15 protein-coding genes and 1 tRNA gene are annotated in these 20,276 nt (G+C 37.6%); 8 read left to right on the forward strand and 8 right to left on the reverse strand.

The annotated features are described in order from the left end of the window. Positions 1–102: 102 nt before the first annotated feature. The 3 genes from CWS31_RS01875 to pepA all read right to left on the reverse strand — a co-directional run bounded on the left by CWS31_RS01875 (position 103) and on the right by pepA (position 5,239). Complete coding sequence (locus CWS31_RS01875; RefSeq protein ID WP_101343405.1) at positions 103–2,958, reverse strand: valine--tRNA ligase; 2,856 nt, start codon at positions 2,956–2,958, stop codon at positions 103–105. Between the two features lie 187 nt (positions 2,959–3,145). Then, entirely contained in the window at positions 3,146–3,616 is a 471-nt protein-coding gene (locus tag CWS31_RS01880) for a DNA polymerase III subunit chi (protein WP_101343406.1), read from the reverse strand. A gap of 117 nt (positions 3,617–3,733) precedes the next feature. After that, complete coding sequence (gene pepA, locus CWS31_RS01885; protein ID WP_101343407.1) at positions 3,734–5,239, reverse strand: leucyl aminopeptidase; 1,506 nt, start codon at positions 5,237–5,239, stop codon at positions 3,734–3,736. A 304-nt stretch (positions 5,240–5,543) separates the two neighbouring features. Here pepA and lptF point away from each other — a divergent pair, with 304 nt between their 5' ends. Beyond that, positions 5,544–6,731, forward strand: coding sequence for an LPS export ABC transporter permease LptF (gene lptF, locus CWS31_RS01890; protein ID WP_101343408.1), 1,188 nt, complete (start codon positions 5,544–5,546; stop codon positions 6,729–6,731). Beyond that, on the forward strand, positions 6,731–7,798 hold the full coding sequence (gene lptG, locus CWS31_RS01895; protein ID WP_101343409.1) for an LPS export ABC transporter permease LptG: 1,068 nt from the start codon (positions 6,731–6,733) through the stop codon (positions 7,796–7,798). Before lptF ends, lptG begins: the two co-directional genes overlap by 1 nt. Before the next feature lie 200 nt (positions 7,799–7,998). Here lptG and CWS31_RS01900 read toward each other — a convergent pair whose 3' ends face one another. The 3 genes from CWS31_RS01900 to CWS31_RS01910 form a co-directional block, all read right to left on the reverse strand. Continuing rightward, positions 7,999–8,517 (reverse strand): RDD family protein, encoded by a 519-nt coding sequence (locus tag CWS31_RS01900; protein ID WP_101343410.1) that lies wholly within the window; start codon positions 8,515–8,517, stop codon positions 7,999–8,001. 151 nt (positions 8,518–8,668) lie between these two features. Continuing rightward, entirely contained in the window at positions 8,669–11,761 is a 3,093-nt protein-coding gene (locus tag CWS31_RS01905; protein WP_101343411.1) for an efflux RND transporter permease subunit, read from the reverse strand. A gap of 17 nt (positions 11,762–11,778) precedes the next feature. Further along, a complete protein-coding gene (locus CWS31_RS01910; protein WP_101343412.1) occupies positions 11,779–12,879 on the reverse strand; it encodes an efflux RND transporter periplasmic adaptor subunit in 1,101 nt (366 codons plus the stop codon). A gap of 238 nt (positions 12,880–13,117) precedes the next feature. On the opposite strand from CWS31_RS01910, the gene CWS31_RS01915 reads away from it, so the two are divergent. From CWS31_RS01915 to ppiC, 3 genes are all read left to right on the forward strand, one after another. After that, complete coding sequence (locus CWS31_RS01915) at positions 13,118–13,732, forward strand: TetR/AcrR family transcriptional regulator (RefSeq protein WP_101343413.1); 615 nt, start codon at positions 13,118–13,120, stop codon at positions 13,730–13,732. Between the two features lie 243 nt (positions 13,733–13,975). Next, a tRNA-Leu gene (locus CWS31_RS01920) sits at positions 13,976–14,060 on the forward strand. A 100-nt stretch (positions 14,061–14,160) separates the two neighbouring features. After that, positions 14,161–14,439: a peptidylprolyl isomerase PpiC gene (gene ppiC / locus CWS31_RS01925; protein ID WP_101343414.1), complete on the forward strand. Its 279-nt coding sequence runs from the start codon at positions 14,161–14,163 to the stop codon at positions 14,437–14,439. Positions 14,440–14,540: 101 nt separating this feature from the next. On the opposite strand, the gene soxR is transcribed toward ppiC, so the two are convergent. Next, positions 14,541–15,002 carry a redox-sensitive transcriptional activator SoxR gene (gene soxR, locus CWS31_RS01930; RefSeq protein WP_101343415.1) on the reverse strand — a complete coding sequence of 154 codons (462 nt, stop codon included), beginning with the start codon at positions 15,000–15,002 and terminating at the stop codon, positions 14,541–14,543. A 182-nt stretch (positions 15,003–15,184) separates the two neighbouring features. Here soxR and CWS31_RS01935 point away from each other — a divergent pair, with 182 nt between their 5' ends. The 3 genes from CWS31_RS01935 to CWS31_RS01945 all read left to right on the forward strand — a co-directional run bounded on the left by CWS31_RS01935 (position 15,185) and on the right by CWS31_RS01945 (position 18,720). Next, the gene (locus tag CWS31_RS01935; protein ID WP_101343416.1) at positions 15,185–15,598 is read left to right on the forward strand and encodes a VOC family protein; all 414 of its coding nucleotides are present in this window, start codon (positions 15,185–15,187) and stop codon (positions 15,596–15,598) included. 87 nt (positions 15,599–15,685) lie between these two features. Then, on the forward strand, positions 15,686–16,252 hold the full coding sequence (locus CWS31_RS01940) for a flavodoxin family protein (RefSeq protein WP_101343417.1): 567 nt from the start codon (positions 15,686–15,688) through the stop codon (positions 16,250–16,252). 323 nt (positions 16,253–16,575) lie between these two features. Then, positions 16,576–18,720, forward strand: coding sequence for a methyl-accepting chemotaxis protein (locus CWS31_RS01945; RefSeq protein ID WP_101343418.1), 2,145 nt, complete (start codon positions 16,576–16,578; stop codon positions 18,718–18,720). A 101-nt stretch (positions 18,721–18,821) separates the two neighbouring features. On the opposite strand, the gene CWS31_RS01950 is transcribed toward CWS31_RS01945, so the two are convergent. Continuing rightward, positions 18,822–19,943 carry a patatin-like phospholipase family protein gene (locus CWS31_RS01950; RefSeq protein ID WP_170252736.1) on the reverse strand — a complete coding sequence of 374 codons (1,122 nt, stop codon included), beginning with the start codon at positions 19,941–19,943 and terminating at the stop codon, positions 18,822–18,824. Positions 19,944–20,276: the final 333 nt, after the last annotated feature.

Genomic DNA, 20,276 nt, shown 5'->3' on the forward strand with positions numbered 1-20,276 from the left:
AGGGCAAAAATATGTGAGGGGATAAAAAAAATGGCGCCTCATTTGTTAGGCGCCATTTTATTAATAAGCGTTATCTGAGATATTCATCTGCTATTATGCAGATTATAACGCAGCTATTTGAGCTTTTTGCTCTTGCATTTTAGCGAGTGCAGTTTCTGCTTCTGCTAATTTTGCTTTTTCTTTTTCAATTACCGCAGCAGGAGCTTTACCAACAAAGCTTTCGTTACCAAGCTTACTACGAGTTTTAGCGGCATCTTTTTCAAGTTTGTCCATCGCTTTATCTAAACGGGCTAATTCAGCTTCTTTATCAATTAAACCAGCCATTGGTATAAGCACAGATAAATCACCTACTAAGGCTGACGCACAAGCAGGTCCTTGCTCGTTTTCGGCTAATACAGTAATGCTTTCAAGTTTTGCCAGTGAACTTAAAAATTGCTCATTCTCGTGCAAACGACGTTGAGCGTTTTCATTAACGTTTTTAAGCAATACAGGTAATGCTTTACTTGGCGCTATATCCATTTCACCACGAATGTTACGAATGGCAATAATAAACTGTTTAACCCACTCTAAATCATCAATAGATTGTTGATCACACTTGCTAGCGTCAAATTCAGGGAATGCCTGAATCATGATTGAATCGCCTTTTTTAGCAAAGTCACTTAATGGTTGAACACGTTGCCAAATGGTTTCGGTGATAAACGGCATGATAGGGTGCATTAAACGTAATAGTGCTTCTAATACATTGACTAACGTATGACGCGTACCACGTTGCTGCGCTTCGTTGCCTTTGAAGAGAACAGGTTTAGTTAGCTCTAAATACCAATCACAGAATTGATTCCAAGTGAATTCGTAAAGCGCTTGTGAAGCAAGGTCAAAGCGATAAGTGTCGAATGCTTCATGCACCGTTTTAACTGTTTGCTCAAATTGACCTATGATCCAACGATCAGCAAGTGATAATTCCATGTCACCGCCGTTCTTGCCGCAATCAAACTCTTCAGTATTCATCATTACGTAACGACTTGCGTTCCATAATTTGTTAGTGAAGTTACGGTAACCTTCAAGGCGTTTCATATCCCAGCTAATATCGCGACCTGTAGTTGCTACAGAAGTTAAGGTAAAACGTAACGCATCAGTGCCGTGGGCTTCAATGCCATTTGGGTATTCTTTACGGGTTAGTTTTTCAATTTTCTTGGCTAACTGTGGTTGCATCATGTTGCCAGTACGTTTTTCTAATAAATCTTCTAGTGAAATACCGTCAATCATATCTAATGGATCAACCACGTTACCTTTTGACTTACTCATTTTATCGCCATTTTCATCGCGAATAAGACCTGTCATGTACACTTTCTTAAATGGAATTTGAGATTTACCATTTTCATCTTTGTTGAAGTGCATGGTCATCATGATCATACGTGCAACCCAGAAGAAAATAATATCAAAACCTGTTACCAGCACATCAGTAGGGTGGAAGGTTTTTAAATCGTCAGTGTCTTTTGGCCAACCTAAAGTTGAGAAGGTCCACAAAGCAGAAGAGAACCAAGTATCCAATACATCGTCATCTTGGCTAAGTTTTATATTATCACTAAGGTTGTTATTCGCACGAACTTCTTCTTCGGTTCTGCCAACATAAACTTTACCGCTTTCGTCATACCAAGCTGGAATTCTGTGTCCCCACCAAAGTTGACGCGAGATACACCAATCTTGAATATTGTTCATCCAAGCAAAGTACATGTTCTCGTATTGCTTAGGTACAAATTCAATTTGACCATCTTTTACTGCATCTACAGCTGGACCTGCTAGTTTTTCAACACGTACATACCATTGGTCGGTTAATAATGGCTCAATGATAACGCCAGATCTATCTCCGTAAGGGGCAACTAAATCATGATCTTTAACTTCAACTAATAAACCTAATTCGTCAAATTTTGCAACGATTGCTTCCCGTGCTACAAAGCGATCCATTCCTGCAAATTCAACAGGTAGAGTGCCATCGTAGGCATCACATACTTCACCTTTAGTGTCATATACTTCAGCTGTTGCTAATACGGCGGCGTCTTTATTAAAAATATTAATTTGTGGTAAGGCATGACGTTTACCAACTTCGTTATCGTTAAAGTCATGGGCAGGGGTGATTTTTACACAACCTGTACCTTTTTCCATATCGGCATGTTCATCGCCAACAATAGGAATTAAACGGTTAACAAGTGGTAATAATACGTGTTTGCCAATTAAATCTTTATAACGTGGATCTTCAGGGTTAACAGCAACACCAGTATCACCTAGCATGGTTTCTGGACGTGTTGTTGCTACCACTAAATAATCTAAACCATCGGCAGTTTTAGCACCATCAGCCAGTGGATAACGCAGGTGCCACATGTGACCTTTTTTGTCTTTGTTCTCCACTTCTAAATCTGAAATTGCAGTGTGGAATTTTGGGTCCCAGTTAACTAAGCGCTTGCCACGGTAAATAAGGTCGTCTTCAAACAAACGAACAAAGACTTCTTGAACCGCTTCAGACATACCATCGTCCATGGTGAAACGTTCACGAGTCCAGTCAATTGAGTTACCTAAACGGCGCATTTGTTTACCAATAGTGCCGCCAGACTCTTCTTTCCATTCCCAAATTTTATCAATAAAACCTTCACGGCCGTAATCGTGACGGGTTTTGTCTTCTTCAGCAGCAATCTTACGTTCAACTACCATTTGTGTTGCAATACCTGCATGGTCGCAACCAGTTTGCCATAAGGTATTTTTACCTTGCATGCGTTGGTAACGAATTAGCGTGTCCATAATGGTTTGCTGAAAAGCATGACCCATATGTAAGCTACCGGTAACATTTGGCGGTGGAATGGCAATGCTGTAACTGTCACCTTCGCCTGTTGGGCTAAAGTAACCTTGCTCTTCCCAGCTGCTATAAAGGGACTGTTCAATGTCGGTAGGGTTAAAGGTTTTTTCCATCATTTGTTCCGCTAATAAATTGTTTAATAGTGATAGGCAGTTTTGATAACGTTATTATTTAACTAAACGTTAAGTGAGTAACTGACTATTTAAATTTGTTTTTGCTAGTAATGACTAATAATTAGTAGTCATTACTGAGCAATTTTAGTTGCGCTTAAATATATTGTTGAGCTCAATTTCCTAGAACCTAGGTCTTAACTATAGGCTCAATAACTGGTTGGTTATCTACGTTAAAGCCCCATTGGCGACAAGCTTTAAAACGCTCTCTTGCTTGTTGCTTTAAGGTTTCATCACTTGGTACAAAATCAACAATAAATTGAAATTGATTAGCAAAGTTAGGCACAGTACTCGTTAAGTTGATAAGTACAGGTCGTCTACTTTGCGGTGCCTGGTAACCAATTTCAACCATAGCGCCTGATTTTGGGCCTTCACCAACTAAGTTATGAGGTACAAAACTGTCGCTATCAAATGCCCAAAGCATTTCATCTACTTGCTCAGCATGTTCTTTATTTTGCGTATAAATATATACGCGCTGATTTTGACGATAAAAATAACTTGCTTGTAAACAAGCATGGTAAAGGGCTGAACGAGTATCTTGTTCACTCATGTCTTTGCTAATTTCATCGTTAAGTAGATAAAACATTACTTGGGTTTGCATATTTCTACCTGTTTCTTAGCTTATTTTTTATCGCCTATTTTAAGCGTTTAACCCCGAATAGTTAACTACTCGGGGTTAATATTTTCATACTTTGTTTTAGCTACGACTTATAAGTCTTTACTCGCCTTGCTCTTGCCCTGCACGGTTCAGTAAAAATTGCGTTAACATGCTAACAGGACGACCTGTTGAACCTTTGTCTTTGCCGCCGCGCCATGCAGTACCAGCAATATCCAAATGTGCCCAATGATATTTTTTGGTAAAGCGTGATAGGAAACAAGCTGCTGTAATAGTGCCTGCTTCTTTACCACCAATGTTAGCCATGTCAGCAAATGGGCTTTCAAGTTGTGAATTATAATCATCCCATAACGGTAAACGCCATGCTCTGTCACCACTTTGCTCTGACGCGTTTAGTAACTCATGAGCAAGTGGGTTATGACTACTTAACAAACCAGTAGCATGGGCACCTAATGCAACAACACAAGCACCAGTTAAGGTTGCTACGTCAATAACTGCTTCTGGCTCAAAGCGTTCAACATAAGTTAAGGCGTCACATAATACTAAGCGACCTTCAGCATCAGTATTTAATACTTCTACGGTTTGACCTGACATAGTCGTTAAAATATCACCTGGGCGATAAGCATTACTGCTAGGCATGTTTTCACAACCCGCTAAAACACCAATCACGTTTAATGGTAATTTAAGCTCGGCTAGCGCATGCATAGCACCTAAAACACCAGCTGCGCCGCCCATGTCGTATTTCATTTCGTCCATGCCTGCGCCTGGTTTTAATGAAATTCCGCCACTGTCGAAAGTTAAACCTTTACCTACTAACACTAATGGTTTTGAATCATCATCTGCGCCGTCATATTTAATGATACTCATTAATGATTCATTATCTGAGCCGCGTCCAACTGCTAAATATGAACCCATACCCAACTCTTCCATTTCAGCTTCGCCAACAACGGTAGTGGTAATGTTTTCGTAATCATTTTCAAGGATTTTAGCCTGCTCAGCAAGATACGCTGGATTACAAATGTTTGGCGGCATGTTAGCCACGTTTTTACAAGTAGTAATACCTTCAGCGATGGCTAATGCGTGAGTAACAGCGCGCTCACCAATAGGTAATTCACGACGTGTTGGTACGTTAAAAGTAATTTTACGTAATGGTCTACGTGGTTCTGCTTTACGGGTTTTTAAGCTGTCAAAACTATATAAACCGTCTTGCGCTGCCTCAACTGCTTGGCGAACTTTCCAGTAAATATCACGGCCTTTAACATGTAGTTCCGATAAGAAACATACGGCTTCCATTGAACCTGTTTCATTTAAGGTGTTAATTGTTTTAGTGATTATTTGGCGATATTGACGTTCATCAAGTTCACGCTCTTTACCACAGCCAACTAATAAAACGCGTTCACTTAAAATATTAGGTACGTGATGTAATAATAACATCTGCCCTGATTTACCTTCTAAATCGCCTTTACGTAAAAGGTTGCTGATGTAGCCTTCGCTAATTTCATCAAGCTGCTCGGCTGTGCCGCTAAGTCTGCGTGGTTCAAAAACACCAACAACAATACAGGCACTACGTTGTTTTTCTGGGCTGCCGCTTTTTACACTGAACTCCATGACTTTTCCTTTTACAATTAATAAGTTTAGTTGGAAACTATTGATTTTATATATTATTTTAAATACTTAGGATGTTTATTAACGAATTACCTTTGAAAAATTAACAACATCTGAGATAACTTGCTAAAATAACTAAAAAATAGCACTCTTGTCTATTCATTTGATAAGGCTAAAGGCTATAATTATAGCAGCACTCATCAATATTCGTTAGTTACTGACTATATAGTTTACTTATGAAAACGACAAGTTTACTTAATATTTGCCTTTATGTCAGAAAAAAACTAAGTTTTTACGGGATCTTTTTGTGATCATTTTTCGTTATTTATTAAAAGAAGTCGCCAAAACACAATTAGCTGTGTTTCTTGTGTTAATGACTATCTTCATTAGTCAAAAATTCGTTCGTGTTCTTGGTGATGCCTCAGAAGGTGGTATACCTGGACAATTAGTGATGACTTTCATTGCGTTGAAAATACCAGATCTTGCTGGTTTCATTCTCCCGTTAAGTTTATTTTTAGGGGTGTTGCTGGCGTATGGGCGTATATATGCCGACAGTGAAATGACTGTTTTACACGCCTGTGGTGTGAGTGAATGGTATGTGGTGCGAGTAACACTGGTTCTTGCCTTGGTAACCGCTATTTTAACAGGAATATTTACCCTGTATCTTTCTCCACTCGCCTCAGAATATGAATACCAAGTGAAAGAAGAATTAGCTGCAGACTCTGGCTTGAGCGCATTAGTTTCAGGCCGTTTTCAGCAAACGGGTAACCAAGATGCAGTGGTTTTTATTCACGATAAAGACCGAAAGACCAACAGTTTCAATAAAGTATTTGTGGCTCAGTTACCTAAAAGCGGAAACCTTGATGCGAACATTATTAACTCCAGTTTAGTGTACGCAAAAACAGGTAAAGTATTTGAAGATGACAAAGGATCGCAGCAATTGGTATTGGGCGATGGTACTCGTTACCATAGAGATTTCGATAGTGGAGAGTTCCAATCAGTTTCTTTTACTAAGTATTATATTCAAATTAAAGATCAAGAAGTTGAACGTCACCATAGAAAATTAAATGCACTTTCTACTCCTGATTTATTTAAGAATCCGCCACCAGAGTTGGCCGCTTCTTACAGTGCAACTATACAATGGCGTATCGCTTTTCCATTGGCTTGTATTATCTTAATTTTTATTGCGGTACCCTTAAGTGTGGTTAATCCAAGGCAAGGCAAATTTGCTAAAATGTTACCAGCCTTAATGCTGTTTTTAGGTTACTTATTATTATTAACCTCGATGCGCTCTGCTATTGAAAAAAATGCCTTACCAAGCGTGATTGGTTTATGGCCAATACATATTGGTGCTTTATTTATCGGTATAACTTTATTAATGAAAGAGCGCAGTAGCGGGCGAATTATTAAAGCAAAATTACCCAGTTTTAAACGCAATAAATTAGCGAAACAAAGAGCACAGGCAATTGAAAGTAGCAAAGGCGAGGAAGATTAATGCGCATACTTGATTTTTATATTGGACGTGTACTCGCCTCTACTACGTTTATTACTCTAGCGGTATTTGTTAGTGTTAGCGGCATTATTAAATTTGTAGAACAAATGCGTGCTATTGGTCGTGGTGATTACGATTTAGTGCATGCCGCTTTATTTGTACTTTATAGTGTACCGCGTGATGTAGAGATTTTTTTCCCTATGTCGGCGCTTATTGGCGGTTTAATTGGTATTGGCATGTTAGCCAGTAACAGTGAATTAATTGTTATGCAGGCAGCTGGTTTATCAAAGTTAGACATTATTAAGTCGGTGATGAAAACCGCTGTAATACTTATTGTGATTAGTATGGCTATAGGTGAGTGGTTAGCACCAAGTGGCGAGGCAACAGCGCGTGAAATTCGCGCGCAAGCTATTTCTGGTGGTAGTTTGATCTCAGGACGAAATGGCGTCTGGGCTAAAGATGGCGATTACTTTGTTAATATTGGTGAAGTGCAAGACCAAGGTAAATTAAAGAAAATTCAGATTTATGGTTTCAATAATGAGCTAAAAATAGATAGATGGCTGTCAGCTAAAAGTGCTTTTTATCAAGATAATACTTGGATTTTAATGAATGTTGAGGAATTTATCTTAGAAGAGACTGAAATTATTACTAAAAAGTACAGTAATAAAGTGTGGGAGTCATCACTAACACCCAAAAAGTTAGGGGTAGTTACCGTTACGCCTGAGTCACTTTCATTACAGGGTTTGCTTGAATATTTAGACTATTTAGAAGCTAATGAACAAGATCCAAGTCGTTATCAATTGGCTTTTTGGCGTAAAATAATGCAACCATTAACCGTTGCGGTAATGCTATTAGTTGCGTTGTCATTTATCTTCGGACCGTTGCGTTCTGTTTCAATGGGCGCAAGAATCATGATGGGTGTATTTACCGGGATTTTATTTTTTATTTTTAACGAAGTGTTAGGCTCGTTGAGTTTGGTATATCAGTTACCCCCTATTTTAGGTGCAACTATGCCTAGTGCAGTCTTTGTTGGTGTTGCTTGGTATTTAATGAATAAGAAAGCAGCTTAGCTATTTTTAAGCTGCTTAGTTATTTCAAGATGTTCAGTTATTTAATGGGATGAGTCCTCGAAAATAAAAAGTATTTCGATTGTAAAACTCAAGATCCACCAATAAAAAAAAGGCTAGTGCAATTTAATGTACTAGCCTTTCTATTATTCTCTTGATGAAGTTTTTATTAATTATTTTCTAATTACCTATTAAATCGAAACCTATAAACGGCCTCTGTTTGCTTCAAGTGATAATACAACAACTTCGGTATTCGTTAATCGATCTTGCAAGCTAAGTTTATTTTTTCTATCAAAAAGTACGGTGATATTACCTAAACCTAACAAGGTAGGTAGTAATCGTTTTACTGCTGTTTTTTTACTAATTAAACTACCATCGGTATTTTGCACGCGTAAACGCCATGCTCGCATGCCAAGCGTTTGTCCGCTTTTTGTCCAGAAAAAGATAAAGAAGTAGCTTACCCAAAATATTTTCCATAATTCATTTGGCCATTTGAGCCAAAATGTATGGGTTATGGTGTCTGAAAAATGTTGATGACCTTGCATGCCGTATAAGCCAAAATAATGACCAAGGTAGATTAATAAAAAACCTACTGCACCTGCTGTCATGTATACCGCACAAGCAAGTAAAAAATCATAAACCCATGAGCCGAAGCGTCGTCTAAAACCTGCTCGAGGGAATATTTCATTATCGGTTTCTAAAACTGTCGCTGTATCAGTCATGTAATCTTCTTTATAGGTTTAATAATGGCGTAATGGTGCAGGTTATTGGCTGTCATAATGTGTACCATTAAAGTATGAGCGGCAGTTTAGCAAAATTTAACATACTTGAGTACTGCCACCTACCGTAGATAATGTTGTTCAAACATTTCTGTTAATGGGCTGGGTCTTCGGGCGCTTGAATTTTATAAAAAGCACAATACAGTGCAGGTACTACTGCTAATGTTAAAATTGTTCCTATGCCAAGACCAAAGGCGATGACATTAGCCATGCCATAAAAGAGTGGATCTTTGCCAATAATTAACGGTAATAAGCCCATTACTGTAGTGATTGTTGTCATGGCAATAGGGCGTAAACGAGTTAAACAAGCATCAACTACCGCTTGATAATCAGATTTTCCTAGCTCGGATTCAATCTTAATTCGATCAATTAATACAATGGCGTTATTGATAATAATGCCCGCTAAACTGTATAAACCTAAAGTCACCATAAAGCCAAACGGTGCTTGCATTAAAAACAAGCCTAACACTGCGCCAATAAATGACAGCGGAATAGTAAAAGTAATAACGGCGGCTTTTCTAAAAGAATTAAATTGCGCAACCAGTAATATTAAAATTAAGCCTAGTACTATTGGCATACTTGCACCTAAAGCCTTTTGTGCAGCTAATGATTCTTTAATAACGCCATCATATTCAATCAAATGGTTTACCGGTAAATCATCTGACAAGGCTTGTATTTTGTCATCAATAATTAATTTTAAATCTTCAGCCGCCATCTGGGTATTACGCGCTTGAATGCTAATGGTACGAAATAAATCTTCGTGGTGAATAATAGAGTATTGGTTAAAGGGAGCTAATGTTGCTACTTGAAACAAAGGGACTGTTTGACCTGTTGCCGTTGAATAAACATTAATAGTTCTAAGCCTATCCAGATTTTCACGTTCAGCTTGCTCAGCACGAAATACTACAGGAATAACATTATCGCCTTCTCTATAATTGGTGATGGCGGTTCCCGAAAAATAAGCGTCGAGTGATAATGCTATTTCTTCAGAGGTAACTCCTGCTCGTCGTGCGCGGTGTTGGTCTATTTGTACATCAATCTTGGTGATTAAGTTTTCCCAGTCGGTTCGAATATCAATGGTATTAGGTACGTCATGTAGCACAGCCATTATCTGTTGGGCTTTTTGATAAATAACATCTTTATCAGGACCCTTAACTTGAATTTTAATGGTGCTTGAGTCAGATGGCCCTAAGAACATTTTTTTTACACGAGCAGAAACATTGGGAAAGTCATGTTCTATCTGACGATCAAGCTCTAATACTTTAGCGCTAATATCAGTATTGTCTTTCACGTTTAAAACGATGAAACCTTTATTTTGTGCGGGATCTTCAGGGTTAAGTGATAATACAAAGCGAGGTCCGCTAAAGCCAACATAGGCAGAGTAACTATCAATAAAGTCAAAACGGTTTTCATCTTCTAGCCAAGTAAATATATCTTTCATTTGCCGATTAGTTTCTTTGGCTGAGGTACCATTAGGTAAATCAATATTCACTAATACTTGAGTGCGATCTGAATCAGGAAAGAACTGTTTGGCGACAAAGTTCATTGATATTACGGAGCCGATAAATAACACCAGCATGGCCGACATGAAGATCGCTTTATGTTTAAGTAGCCAATGCAAAAAGGTTTGGTAATAGCGGTAAAGGTTATCTTGCTGTGATTTTTTATCGAAGGAACTATTACCGTCTTTGCTTTTTACGTGCTTATTCTTAGGTAATACAATAAAGAAATAACAAAGTAGCGGCGTAATACATAAGGCTAAAACCCAACTGGTTAATAAAGTAATAAGGATAACTAACGAGATTGAACGCGTGTATTCGCCCGCAACATGCTCAGCTAGCATTAGCGGTAAGAAAAATAATATGGTGGTAATAGACGAGCTAAGTAGCGGAATTGCTAGTTCTTTACTGCCTTGTAGCATTGCGTGATAGCGATCTACACCTTCTTCTAAACGGCGTTTAAAGTCTTCGGCGATAACAATACCGTTATCAACTAATAAGCCGAGTGAAATAATAAGCGTTGCTAGGCTCATACGCTCTAGTTTCATATCACTAAATTGCATGATACTTAAAGTAGTTAGCATCACAAATGGCACGATAGCACCAACAATTAAACCTGTTCGCAAGCCTAAGAATAAAATAACAACCACTAAAACAATGGCCAGCGTTTGTAATACATTTACCGAAACGCCGTTAACTGTTTTACTAACTTGATCTGCCTGATAGGTAGCAATATTGAGGTTATAGCCAATAGGTAAGCTAGATTCAATATTTGCTACTTCATTTAAAACACGCGGCGCATACTCTAATAAATTATATTCAGGTAACATTGACACTGCAAAAAATATTGCTGGTTCCCCGTTTAAATATGCTGCTTTATCAGGAGGATCAATAAAATCTCGACGTAGCGTAACAATATCTTTTAAGGCAATAAAATCATTACTGTTAGGAATAGTAATATAGGTGTCTGCAATTTCTGTTAAGTTATTAAAATTGCCTGAGGGCTCTACAATAAAACTGATTGCGCCGGTGTTAATTTGTCCGCCAGAGCGAACAATATTTTGTTTTTGTAATTCATCAATAAGTGCTTGTGGTGAAATAGCTAATTGAGCAAGTTTAGCGTTGGATGCCTCTAAATAAATACGTTCTTCTTGCCTACCTAAAATTTCAATTTTCTTAGTGCCTTCTACTCGATATAGCGTATCTCGAATATGCTGGGCTACATCATACATTTCACCTAAGTTAAAACCATCTGCGGTCAAAGCTAAAGTAACAACAGAAACATCGCCAAATTCATCGTTAACAAAAGGTGTTTGTGTACCTGACGGCATTTTATTATGCGCAGCTGAAACTTTATTGCGTAGGTTTTGCCAAATATCATCAAGATTAAAATATCGGTCATAAACCTTAACGTGAATAATTGAAATACCAGTGGCTGAGCTTGATTTTATTTCTTTTACTTGAGGGATTTTTCGTATTTCTTCTTCGAGTTTTTGAGTAATTAATTGCTCAACTCTATCTGGAGCCATACCTGGAAAAGCAGTAGTAACAAGAGCTTCTCGAATAGTAATGGTGGGATCTTCTTGCGCAGGCAAAGTGAAATAAGCAAAAAGGCCATTTATCAGCAAAACGGCAAGAATTAAAAATACGCTTTTACGGTAATTAAAAGCAAGTTGGGTAATGTTCATTGGTATTCCTGGTTTGCTTAGTTAAAACGCTGAGTATTTTTATCGATTAAAGTCACTTGCTGACCATCACGTAAAAACGCCACACCAGCGGTTGCTATAATGTCACCGGGTTTTAATCCTGAAGAAATGAACACCTTATTTTCGAAAATATCTTCAGGCTGTACTAAGGTTTTAATTACCTGTTGTGTGTCAGGGTTGTAAACAAATACATAATTCTTTTGCTTTATTCCTGCGCTAAGCGCGGTGGTTGGAATAAGTTGTACGTTGCTGCTATCACTTGTTCTCCTTTTACCTATAAAAGAAAATTCTACTTCGGCGGTCATACCTGCACGCAATAAAGGGTTATCGCTTTGCAAAACCACAGTCACAGGATATGAGTTCGCAAATTCAGCACGAGTACCTATTTCGGTTATTTGGCCTTGCATTGTTAATTCAGGTAAAGCAGGAAAATTAATAGGTAATATAGACAGTTGTTTTAATTCACGTATTAGCGTTTCAGGCACTAATACATGCACTTCTAAACCATGATTACCTTCAATTTCAAATAATGATTCACCGGCAGATATTTGCTGAGATGGCTCAAATAAACTTTTTGTAATAATGCCATCATAAGGCGCTAGCAAAATACTATCTTGTAAGTTCTTACTGGCAATATCGAGTTGTGCTTGGGCAATATCGGCGGCACTTTTACTGGCGTCATAAGTTGCTTTAGCATTATCAAAACCTGATTGTGAGACTACGCCTTGGCCGATTAATTGCTCGAAACGTTTATAGCTATTTTCTGCATCAAGCAATGTTGCTTGAGCTTGTTGATAATGCGCTTGCGCAGACTGTAAACCCAAATGAAAGTTACGTTGATTTAACTGCGCTAGTTCTTGTCCTTTAACAACTTTACTGCCTAAATTAACAGAAATACTCTCTATTCTACCTTGCACTTCAAAACTAAGTTTTGTCGCTTCTACAGGAATAACGATACCAGAAAGCGTACGTATTTGTTTTAAAGGAGATGTTTCTACGGTTGTCCACATAATGGGACGAATGGGTTTAGCTGCTTGTTTACTAGGTTCGTTACAGCCAACAAGGGCGAAGACAATAAAGGCTAAAAAAAGCAGGCGCATACATGTTCCTTTCATTTATTTTCGATGCGAAAATTTAAGATCGATCCCGTGAGTAAAGCTATTTTACTTGTAATGTAAAATGTTACTTTATGTAATGCTGCATAGTTTGGTACTATGCAGTACCAAAGTCAATATATGAATAATAATGCAACAGTAATTTCATAACTACCAAACCTGTTATATAGCGAGGTAAAAGTATAGTGAGAGATAATGTTTATACATTTGAAAAAAGCAAACGATGACTGATCAACAACCTAATTACAGCAACAAAGCCCTATTAATTTTAGATGCGGCACAACAGCTTTTTTACGAGAAAGGTTTTGATGAAACCTCTTTAACCATGATTATTAATATAAGTGGCGGTTCAAGACGATCCATTTATGCTGAATTTGGCAACAAACAGGGATTATTGATGGCTGTTGTGCAACGGCAAGTGAATATTCAAACCCAAGTTTTATCGGTAATCGACCGTGATGTTGAGCCCAGCATAGCGCTTAACCAAGTATGTAATAAATTTGTTCGTGGTATGTTATCAACAGAGTTAATGTCGTTATTTCGCTTGGTTATTCAACAAGTAGTTAAATTTCCTGGGCTAGGCGAAATGATATATCAAAAGGGCTTGTTGGCAGGTATTGTTCCGTTAACTGATTACCTAAATTGGCTATCTGAAAGCCAACAAATAAAAATTGAAAACAGCCAAGTTGGTGCGCAAATGTTACTGGAAATGGCCAAAGGTCACTTACATACTCGCAGTTTATTATTACCCGACAAAAAAGCTACAAACGATGAGATATCGCAACAGGTTGCCAAGGCGGTTAATATATTTCTTGAAGCACATAAGGTGAGCAAATAAACAACACTTAATGGCTAACAGTGAGTAGAGTATTAAAAACTTGTTGCTTACTGTCATTAGTTTCGTATAATGCACCCCCTAAGATAAATGCTCCATTTGGTGCATCGCTCTTTGGTCTTATTTATAGGTATTACTTATAGATACACTTGTAAGTAACACTTAGAAAACTTAAGTTTATAAAGAAATCAGTTTTTAATTTGAAAAATGACTTCTTTGCAAATTGCAAAACGGGCGTAAGCCTTTGCCAGCGTGATGAAATTGGTATACATGGGGGATTCAAAATCCCCTGTCGCAAGACGTGTCGGTTCGAGTCCGACCGCTGGTACCACCATTCTAAAGCCCTGATTCGAAAGAGTCGGGGCTTTTTTATGTCTGAAAGATAATGCTAAACTAGTTTAGTTAACAAATGCTATTAAAAAGGTTTTTACATGGCAGCTACAGCGCACGCACTTCATATATTGGTTAAGCACAAAGAAATTGCAGAAGATATTATGCAGCAATTAGCCAAAGGCGCTAAATTTCAAAATTTAGCTAAAAAATATTCGACATGCCCATCAGGTAAAAAGGGAGGAGATTTAGGCGAGTTTAGGCGAGGTCAAATGGTTCCTCAGTTTGATAAAGTGGCTTTTACTGGCGCTATATTAGAGCCTCACTTAGTTAAAACTAAATTTGGTTGGCATGTAATTAAAGTGCTTTATAGAACCTAGCTCATAATAAGAAATTCTCACTCTTTTATTCTTTATTTTAAGAGTAAGTATTTGAAGGTAGGTATTTGGTAGTAGGTAAGCTGACAGTTAAATATTCTTTACTATGATAAATTGTTGTCTATCAATACTGCACCATCACCTACAGCGGCAAGTTTGTCGTCTTCGTTATACAGTGGGCAGGCATTCATCGACAAGCAGCCGCAACCAATACAACCCGCTAAATAATCACGTAACCGCTCCATAGTTTGAATGCGTTCATTTAAGCTTAGTTGCCAATGAGTTGAAAGTCGTTGCCAATCTTTTTGATTAGGCGCTGTTTTACCGTTGAGCGTGTCGAGTTGTTCCTTAATTTCAGCCAGTGTTATGCCCATTTTTTGCGCAGCTTTAATCAAAGATACACGGCGTAATACTTGTTTGTTGTAACGTCGTTGATTACCTGTATTACGCGTACTTTTAATTAAACCTTTGCTTTCATAAAAATGTAGTGTCGACACTTTCACGCCGCAGCGTTTTGCCACCGCCCCTACAGTTAAAGCGTCTTCTCGCGCTACTAAATTTTTCATTACACTTCCTTATTTATCATGAATGAGTACTAACTAAATGCTTACTCATCAGCTCACGTATTTATCTTGATTTGATTGTTATCACTAAAATTAATTGAAACTTTATATCAATTAACGCTTGACCTCAAGTTAACTTGAGGATTTATAGTGGACTCAACTTCAGCAACAAAGTAGAGAAAAACATGTACTTAGAGCATATAAATTTAACTGTAAACGATATTGACGACACATTAGCCTTTTACAAAGCCGCTTTTCCTAACTGGGTTGTTCGCGGTGAAGGAGAGCAGACTTGGTATGGAAAGTCACGTCGCTGGCTTCATTTTGGTGATGACGATCAATATTTAACTTTTTGTAGTGCAGGAGAGGGGAAAGCCCGTGATTTAGCAGGTCACCAAATAGGCTTAGCTCACTTCGCGTACGTTGTAACTAATTTATCGGCCATGCAAGCAAGGTTGTTAGCTGCTGGCTTTAAGCTTGATAAAAAAGGTCCTGAAGATCCATATCGCTCGAATATATATTACATAGACCCAAATGGCATTGAAGTTGAGTTTGTTCAATACCACAGTGACTTACCTGAGCAGCGAAACGCATATTAATCAACCTGAGCTCAGGTTAATCAGGAATTAATTTTCTAATTAACGCTACAGCCTAAAGAATAAATAAGCAATAAAATAAGGAATACTATGAAATCAATTGCCGTCGTTTACCATTCTGCATCAGGTGTAACGCACAGTTTAGCTAATGCGATACAACAAGGCGCCAGTACCATTTATAACGCGCAAGGTGCGGTAGAAGTGAATGCTTATCGTATTCAGCCTGAGCATATTCATCAAGGCCGTTTTATTGCACAAGATATGTTGGATAACATCAGTAAAGCAGATGCTATTATCTTTGGCTCCCCAACTTACATGGGTTCAATATCTGCACAATTTAAAGCGTTTGTAGATGCCTCAAGTGAAATATGGTTTAGCGGCGGTTGGACTAACAAAATAGCCGCAGCATTTACGGTAGGCTCTTATTACTCTGGAGATCAATTAAGTACCATTCAATATTTACAAACGCTTGCTGGACAACATGGTATGTTGTGGGCAGGATTAGATGGTAAAGGGTTAAAAGAAAATAATGTAGTGAATAACTCAGGTGCGCAATCTGGATTAATAACCTATACACAAAATAGTAAAGTACCTAGCGATGCATTGTTAACCGCGAGATATTTAGGTGAACGGGTGGCTAGATTAGCCTGTCAGTAATAAAGTTTGTTATTTTTATCGCTTAGGTGATTTGATAGCTCCCGTTTAACCAGTGTTTAATTTTATTTAGCGCCTAGAGTAATCATTCTATTGTTAATGTTTTTAAATTGAAGGTAGTACTGTGTAAATATTTTGTGTTTAGTCTGTACACCTTGCCTATTAACGATTTTGCTTGTATCTTTGATGTCATGTGATTGTCATATTTATGTTTTGTGATTGTCAAATAAGTGCCGTTTGTTAACCAATGTCAGCTAATTTTTAGATTGACTGAAGTAAAGCTGACGTTGCATGTCATCCGGTATTTATTATTTTAAGAGATAGGTATGTATTTAAAAAGCCAGCAAATGAAGTTATCTAACAAAGAAAAATCATGGTTACCTTGGTTTGGTACTAATGGTAAATTAGCATTGGGTTTTAGCTGCTTTGTTAATAAAAGTACATACTCTACTGTAGAACAAATTTTTGAAGGTGTTGCCAATACTCGCGTTAAATTATTACAGATGTGGGCGGATACTCATTGGGGTCACCTTAGTTCATTGGCAAGCGATATTGATATTGTAAAGCTCGAAAATAATAGTCAATTACTGCAAAAAAAGAATAAAGAAATTTGTGATTTTTCTGAAATATTTATTTTAGACCAAAACTCAAATGTTGTTGTAAGTAGTTATCCTGCAAGAGTTGGTAAGCGCCATGAACAATCGAAAGCGGTTGCTATGGCACAAAAAAATCGATTTTTACATGGCCCTTATGTTGATAAATATACGTTAAGTATCGGTGCTTCTTCATCAAAATTTCATGATGAAGTGACCATTATGTTTTACCTACCCTTGATAGAAAATGGTCAAACCGTTGCAATATTAGCGGCACGTGTACCTAATGATGTATTGGGCGATTTAATTCAACGTGAAGCAGGACATGTTTATCCTGAATCTGGTGATAACTACCTGTTTATGGTTGATGCTAAATTTGATACGAGTATTCAGCAGGGTGTTGCCTTATCTCGATCTCGCTTTGAAGATAATGCCTTCAGTCACGGCGAAAACTTAAAATCGGGAGTCAATACTGGTTTTGGTGTGGTTAAAATTAAACGTCATACCGAGTTAGAAATTAGATTTACCGATCCTGCCACCAATGAACTTCACCCAGGTATTAGAGAAACAATTAAGCACGGTGAAAATTTGTTTGTTAGTTACCCTGGTTATTCTGATTATCGACATATTCCAGTAATAGGTAAAGGGGTTACGTTTCAAATGCCAGGTTCGTTAGACGTTTGGGGAATGATGTGTGAAGGAGACCTCGAAGAGGTTTATCGCCGTCGTTCGATTAATCTAAGTTTAATGAACATATACTTTATTATGGTCAGTGGTATTGTTTGTGTTCATGGCGGCCTAAGTAGTTTTACTGATCTTTCTAATACTATTGTAAATAGCGTAACCCTTGGTTCTATTTTGTTAAGTGGTTATGTTTTCTCAATATTTGGTACTAACAAAGTATCTAACCGTTTGAACCATATGACCCAGGTGATAAGAACTATTGCCGAAGGTGAAGGTAACCTTACTCAACGACTAGCGCCAGCAGACATCAAGCATGATGAAACAGGTGATATGAGCCGTTGGATTAATAGTTTTATCGATAACTTAGACGGTATTGTCGGGCAGGTGATTAGAGCTTCCGGCAATGTTAAGGCTACTAACGAAGAAATGCTTAATAAAAATGATGCGGTTGCTAAAAGCTCTATGCAAGTACAAGAGTCGATGGAGCATATGCAAACCTTAATAGAAAACCAACGGGTTGTTATATTACAGGCCTCGCATACTGGCGAAAGTATGAAAGAGACAATGGCACATGTTGTTAATAAAGCTCAAGATGATTACAAAAGCGCTAGAGCAGGTACGCAAGCTATTCGCGATATTGTTTCTTCAACGGCTAATTCAGTGCAGTCAATTAATACAAAAATGAATGATATTGGTCATATTATTTCAGTTATCACAGAAATCACGAATCAAACAAATTTATTAGCCTTAAACGCAGCCATTGAAGCGGCAAGAGCTGGTGAGCACGGTAGAGGTTTTTCTGTAGTAGCAGATGAAGTACGAGGTTTAGCGGGAAGAACTGCAGAAGCAGCTAAAGACATTCAAGCGATGATTCATGATTTACAGGATGAAACTAAGCAAGCGGTAGCTTTTATGGAAGCAGGTGTTGAAAATGTTGATGAAAGTTTAAAGCTCACTGAAGCTGCATCAACAGAGAATAAAGAATTACATGCCATTGTTGAAGAAATGTTTTCTGCGATTAATATTATCGAGCAAAATAGTGCGAGAAATGCGGAAACGGTACAATCGGTATTTGATGTAACTCGTGATATGGCGAGTTACATTGAAGAGCTTACCAATAGCTCTAAAATGGTTGACTCAACCGCTAGTAAGTTGCAAAAGCTAGTAGGTACATTCACTGTGAGTAAAGTTTAATTTTTCATTGTTAATGAATAAAGTGATAAATCATAAGTACTAGTAACTAGGTGATAGATGTTAGCTCAAGTTAACATCTATTCACTCAATTACTCATTCAATTATTCATTCAATGGTTTACCCACTTTTAAATCATATTCATTCCACAAGATTTCTGTTTGCCAATCGTAGCCTTTAATTGCTTTGCCATAACCTAACTTATAAACTTCACGCATTTCACTTGGCACAAATTCTAACATAGATTTTATATCGTTTGAGTTTTGCGGAATTGTTGCCATATGAAAATTAACGCCTTTTTGTTTTGCGCTGTGATAAATGCGCGATACGCTACGATCAAATAGTAAGTCCATTTCAACATTAATAAATGAATTTAATATTGGCCGTATTCTTAGGGGCACTGGCTCATATTCGTGGCGTTCACGGTATTTTTTGTTAGCAATAATATAAAGGTTGGTTTCTACCTTAGCACTTACATCTTGCTGTATTTGTAATTCATTTACCCAGTTAATGAACATTCCCACCATAAATACATTAGAGTAAACACCGCCATCAACATGCATTTGAGAATATTTTTCACCATTAATTGGTATTTCAAAAAAGTGCGGTGGGAAAATAACAGGCACAGCGCATGACGCATAAATAATATCGCGGTAACGCTGTACTTTATCAGGGTGATCACTTGCAGCGATTGCTCCCATATCCCAAACAACTAACTGTCCGGTATCTAAATTAGTTGTGCCAACATATAAACGGCGGCCTTTTTTATGTTCAGCAGCAATTTTAATTAAAAACTCTTCGTTAATGCCTTTTTTAAGCGCCATTTTTAATGGTGTAGGATCAGAAAGGGTTGCATCGCTAAAGATATTTAACCAACTACTGGTATAAAGATCTTCAGAAGCCAAGTTATTAAATATGGTGTCTAACTTTGCTATTTTTTCGCCACCTAAAAAAGCAAACGATGCCATGATAGAGCCTGTAGATATAGCCGTTACCACATCAAAATCAGGTAATGTTCCATTATCCTTCCAACCGTTGAGTACGCCTGCACCATAAGCGCCACCTGCACCACCGCCTGATAAGGCTAAAATATTAAAGTCTGCATTGGTCGAATTTGGCGAAAGTTCTAACATTCTTTGTTTTAAAACATCACCTAAGCTTCTGCGTAGAGTGAACTGTGAATCTTTGTTATTAACATCAAGGTCTAATGCACCCCACGGTAACATTTGGGAATATTCTTTGGGTAAAGGAGTTGCCCTACTTGAACAACCGGAAAGAATTAAAGCAATTAAAATTGAAATGCTAAGATTTTTGAAAGATGCGCTTCCAGTCCACCAATTTAATACATGCATGTAATATATGAACTCAGGATATGAAATATTGTGTAAATAAATAGAGTTCAGTATACATCAGTGAAAATAATAAACATTTGATTTTATCGTTTTCATTTTACTAAGTAATATGGGTATGTTGCAGTTTAATAAGTGGTTCAGGAGAAAGGATTAGGTGAAAGTGAGTTTTAATAAAGGTGAACACTAGGTATATCTAGTGTTCACCGT

The sequence above is a fragment of the Colwellia echini genome (assembly GCF_002843355.2).
GTDB classification, from domain to species: Bacteria; Pseudomonadota; Gammaproteobacteria; order Enterobacterales; family Alteromonadaceae; genus Colwellia; species Colwellia echini.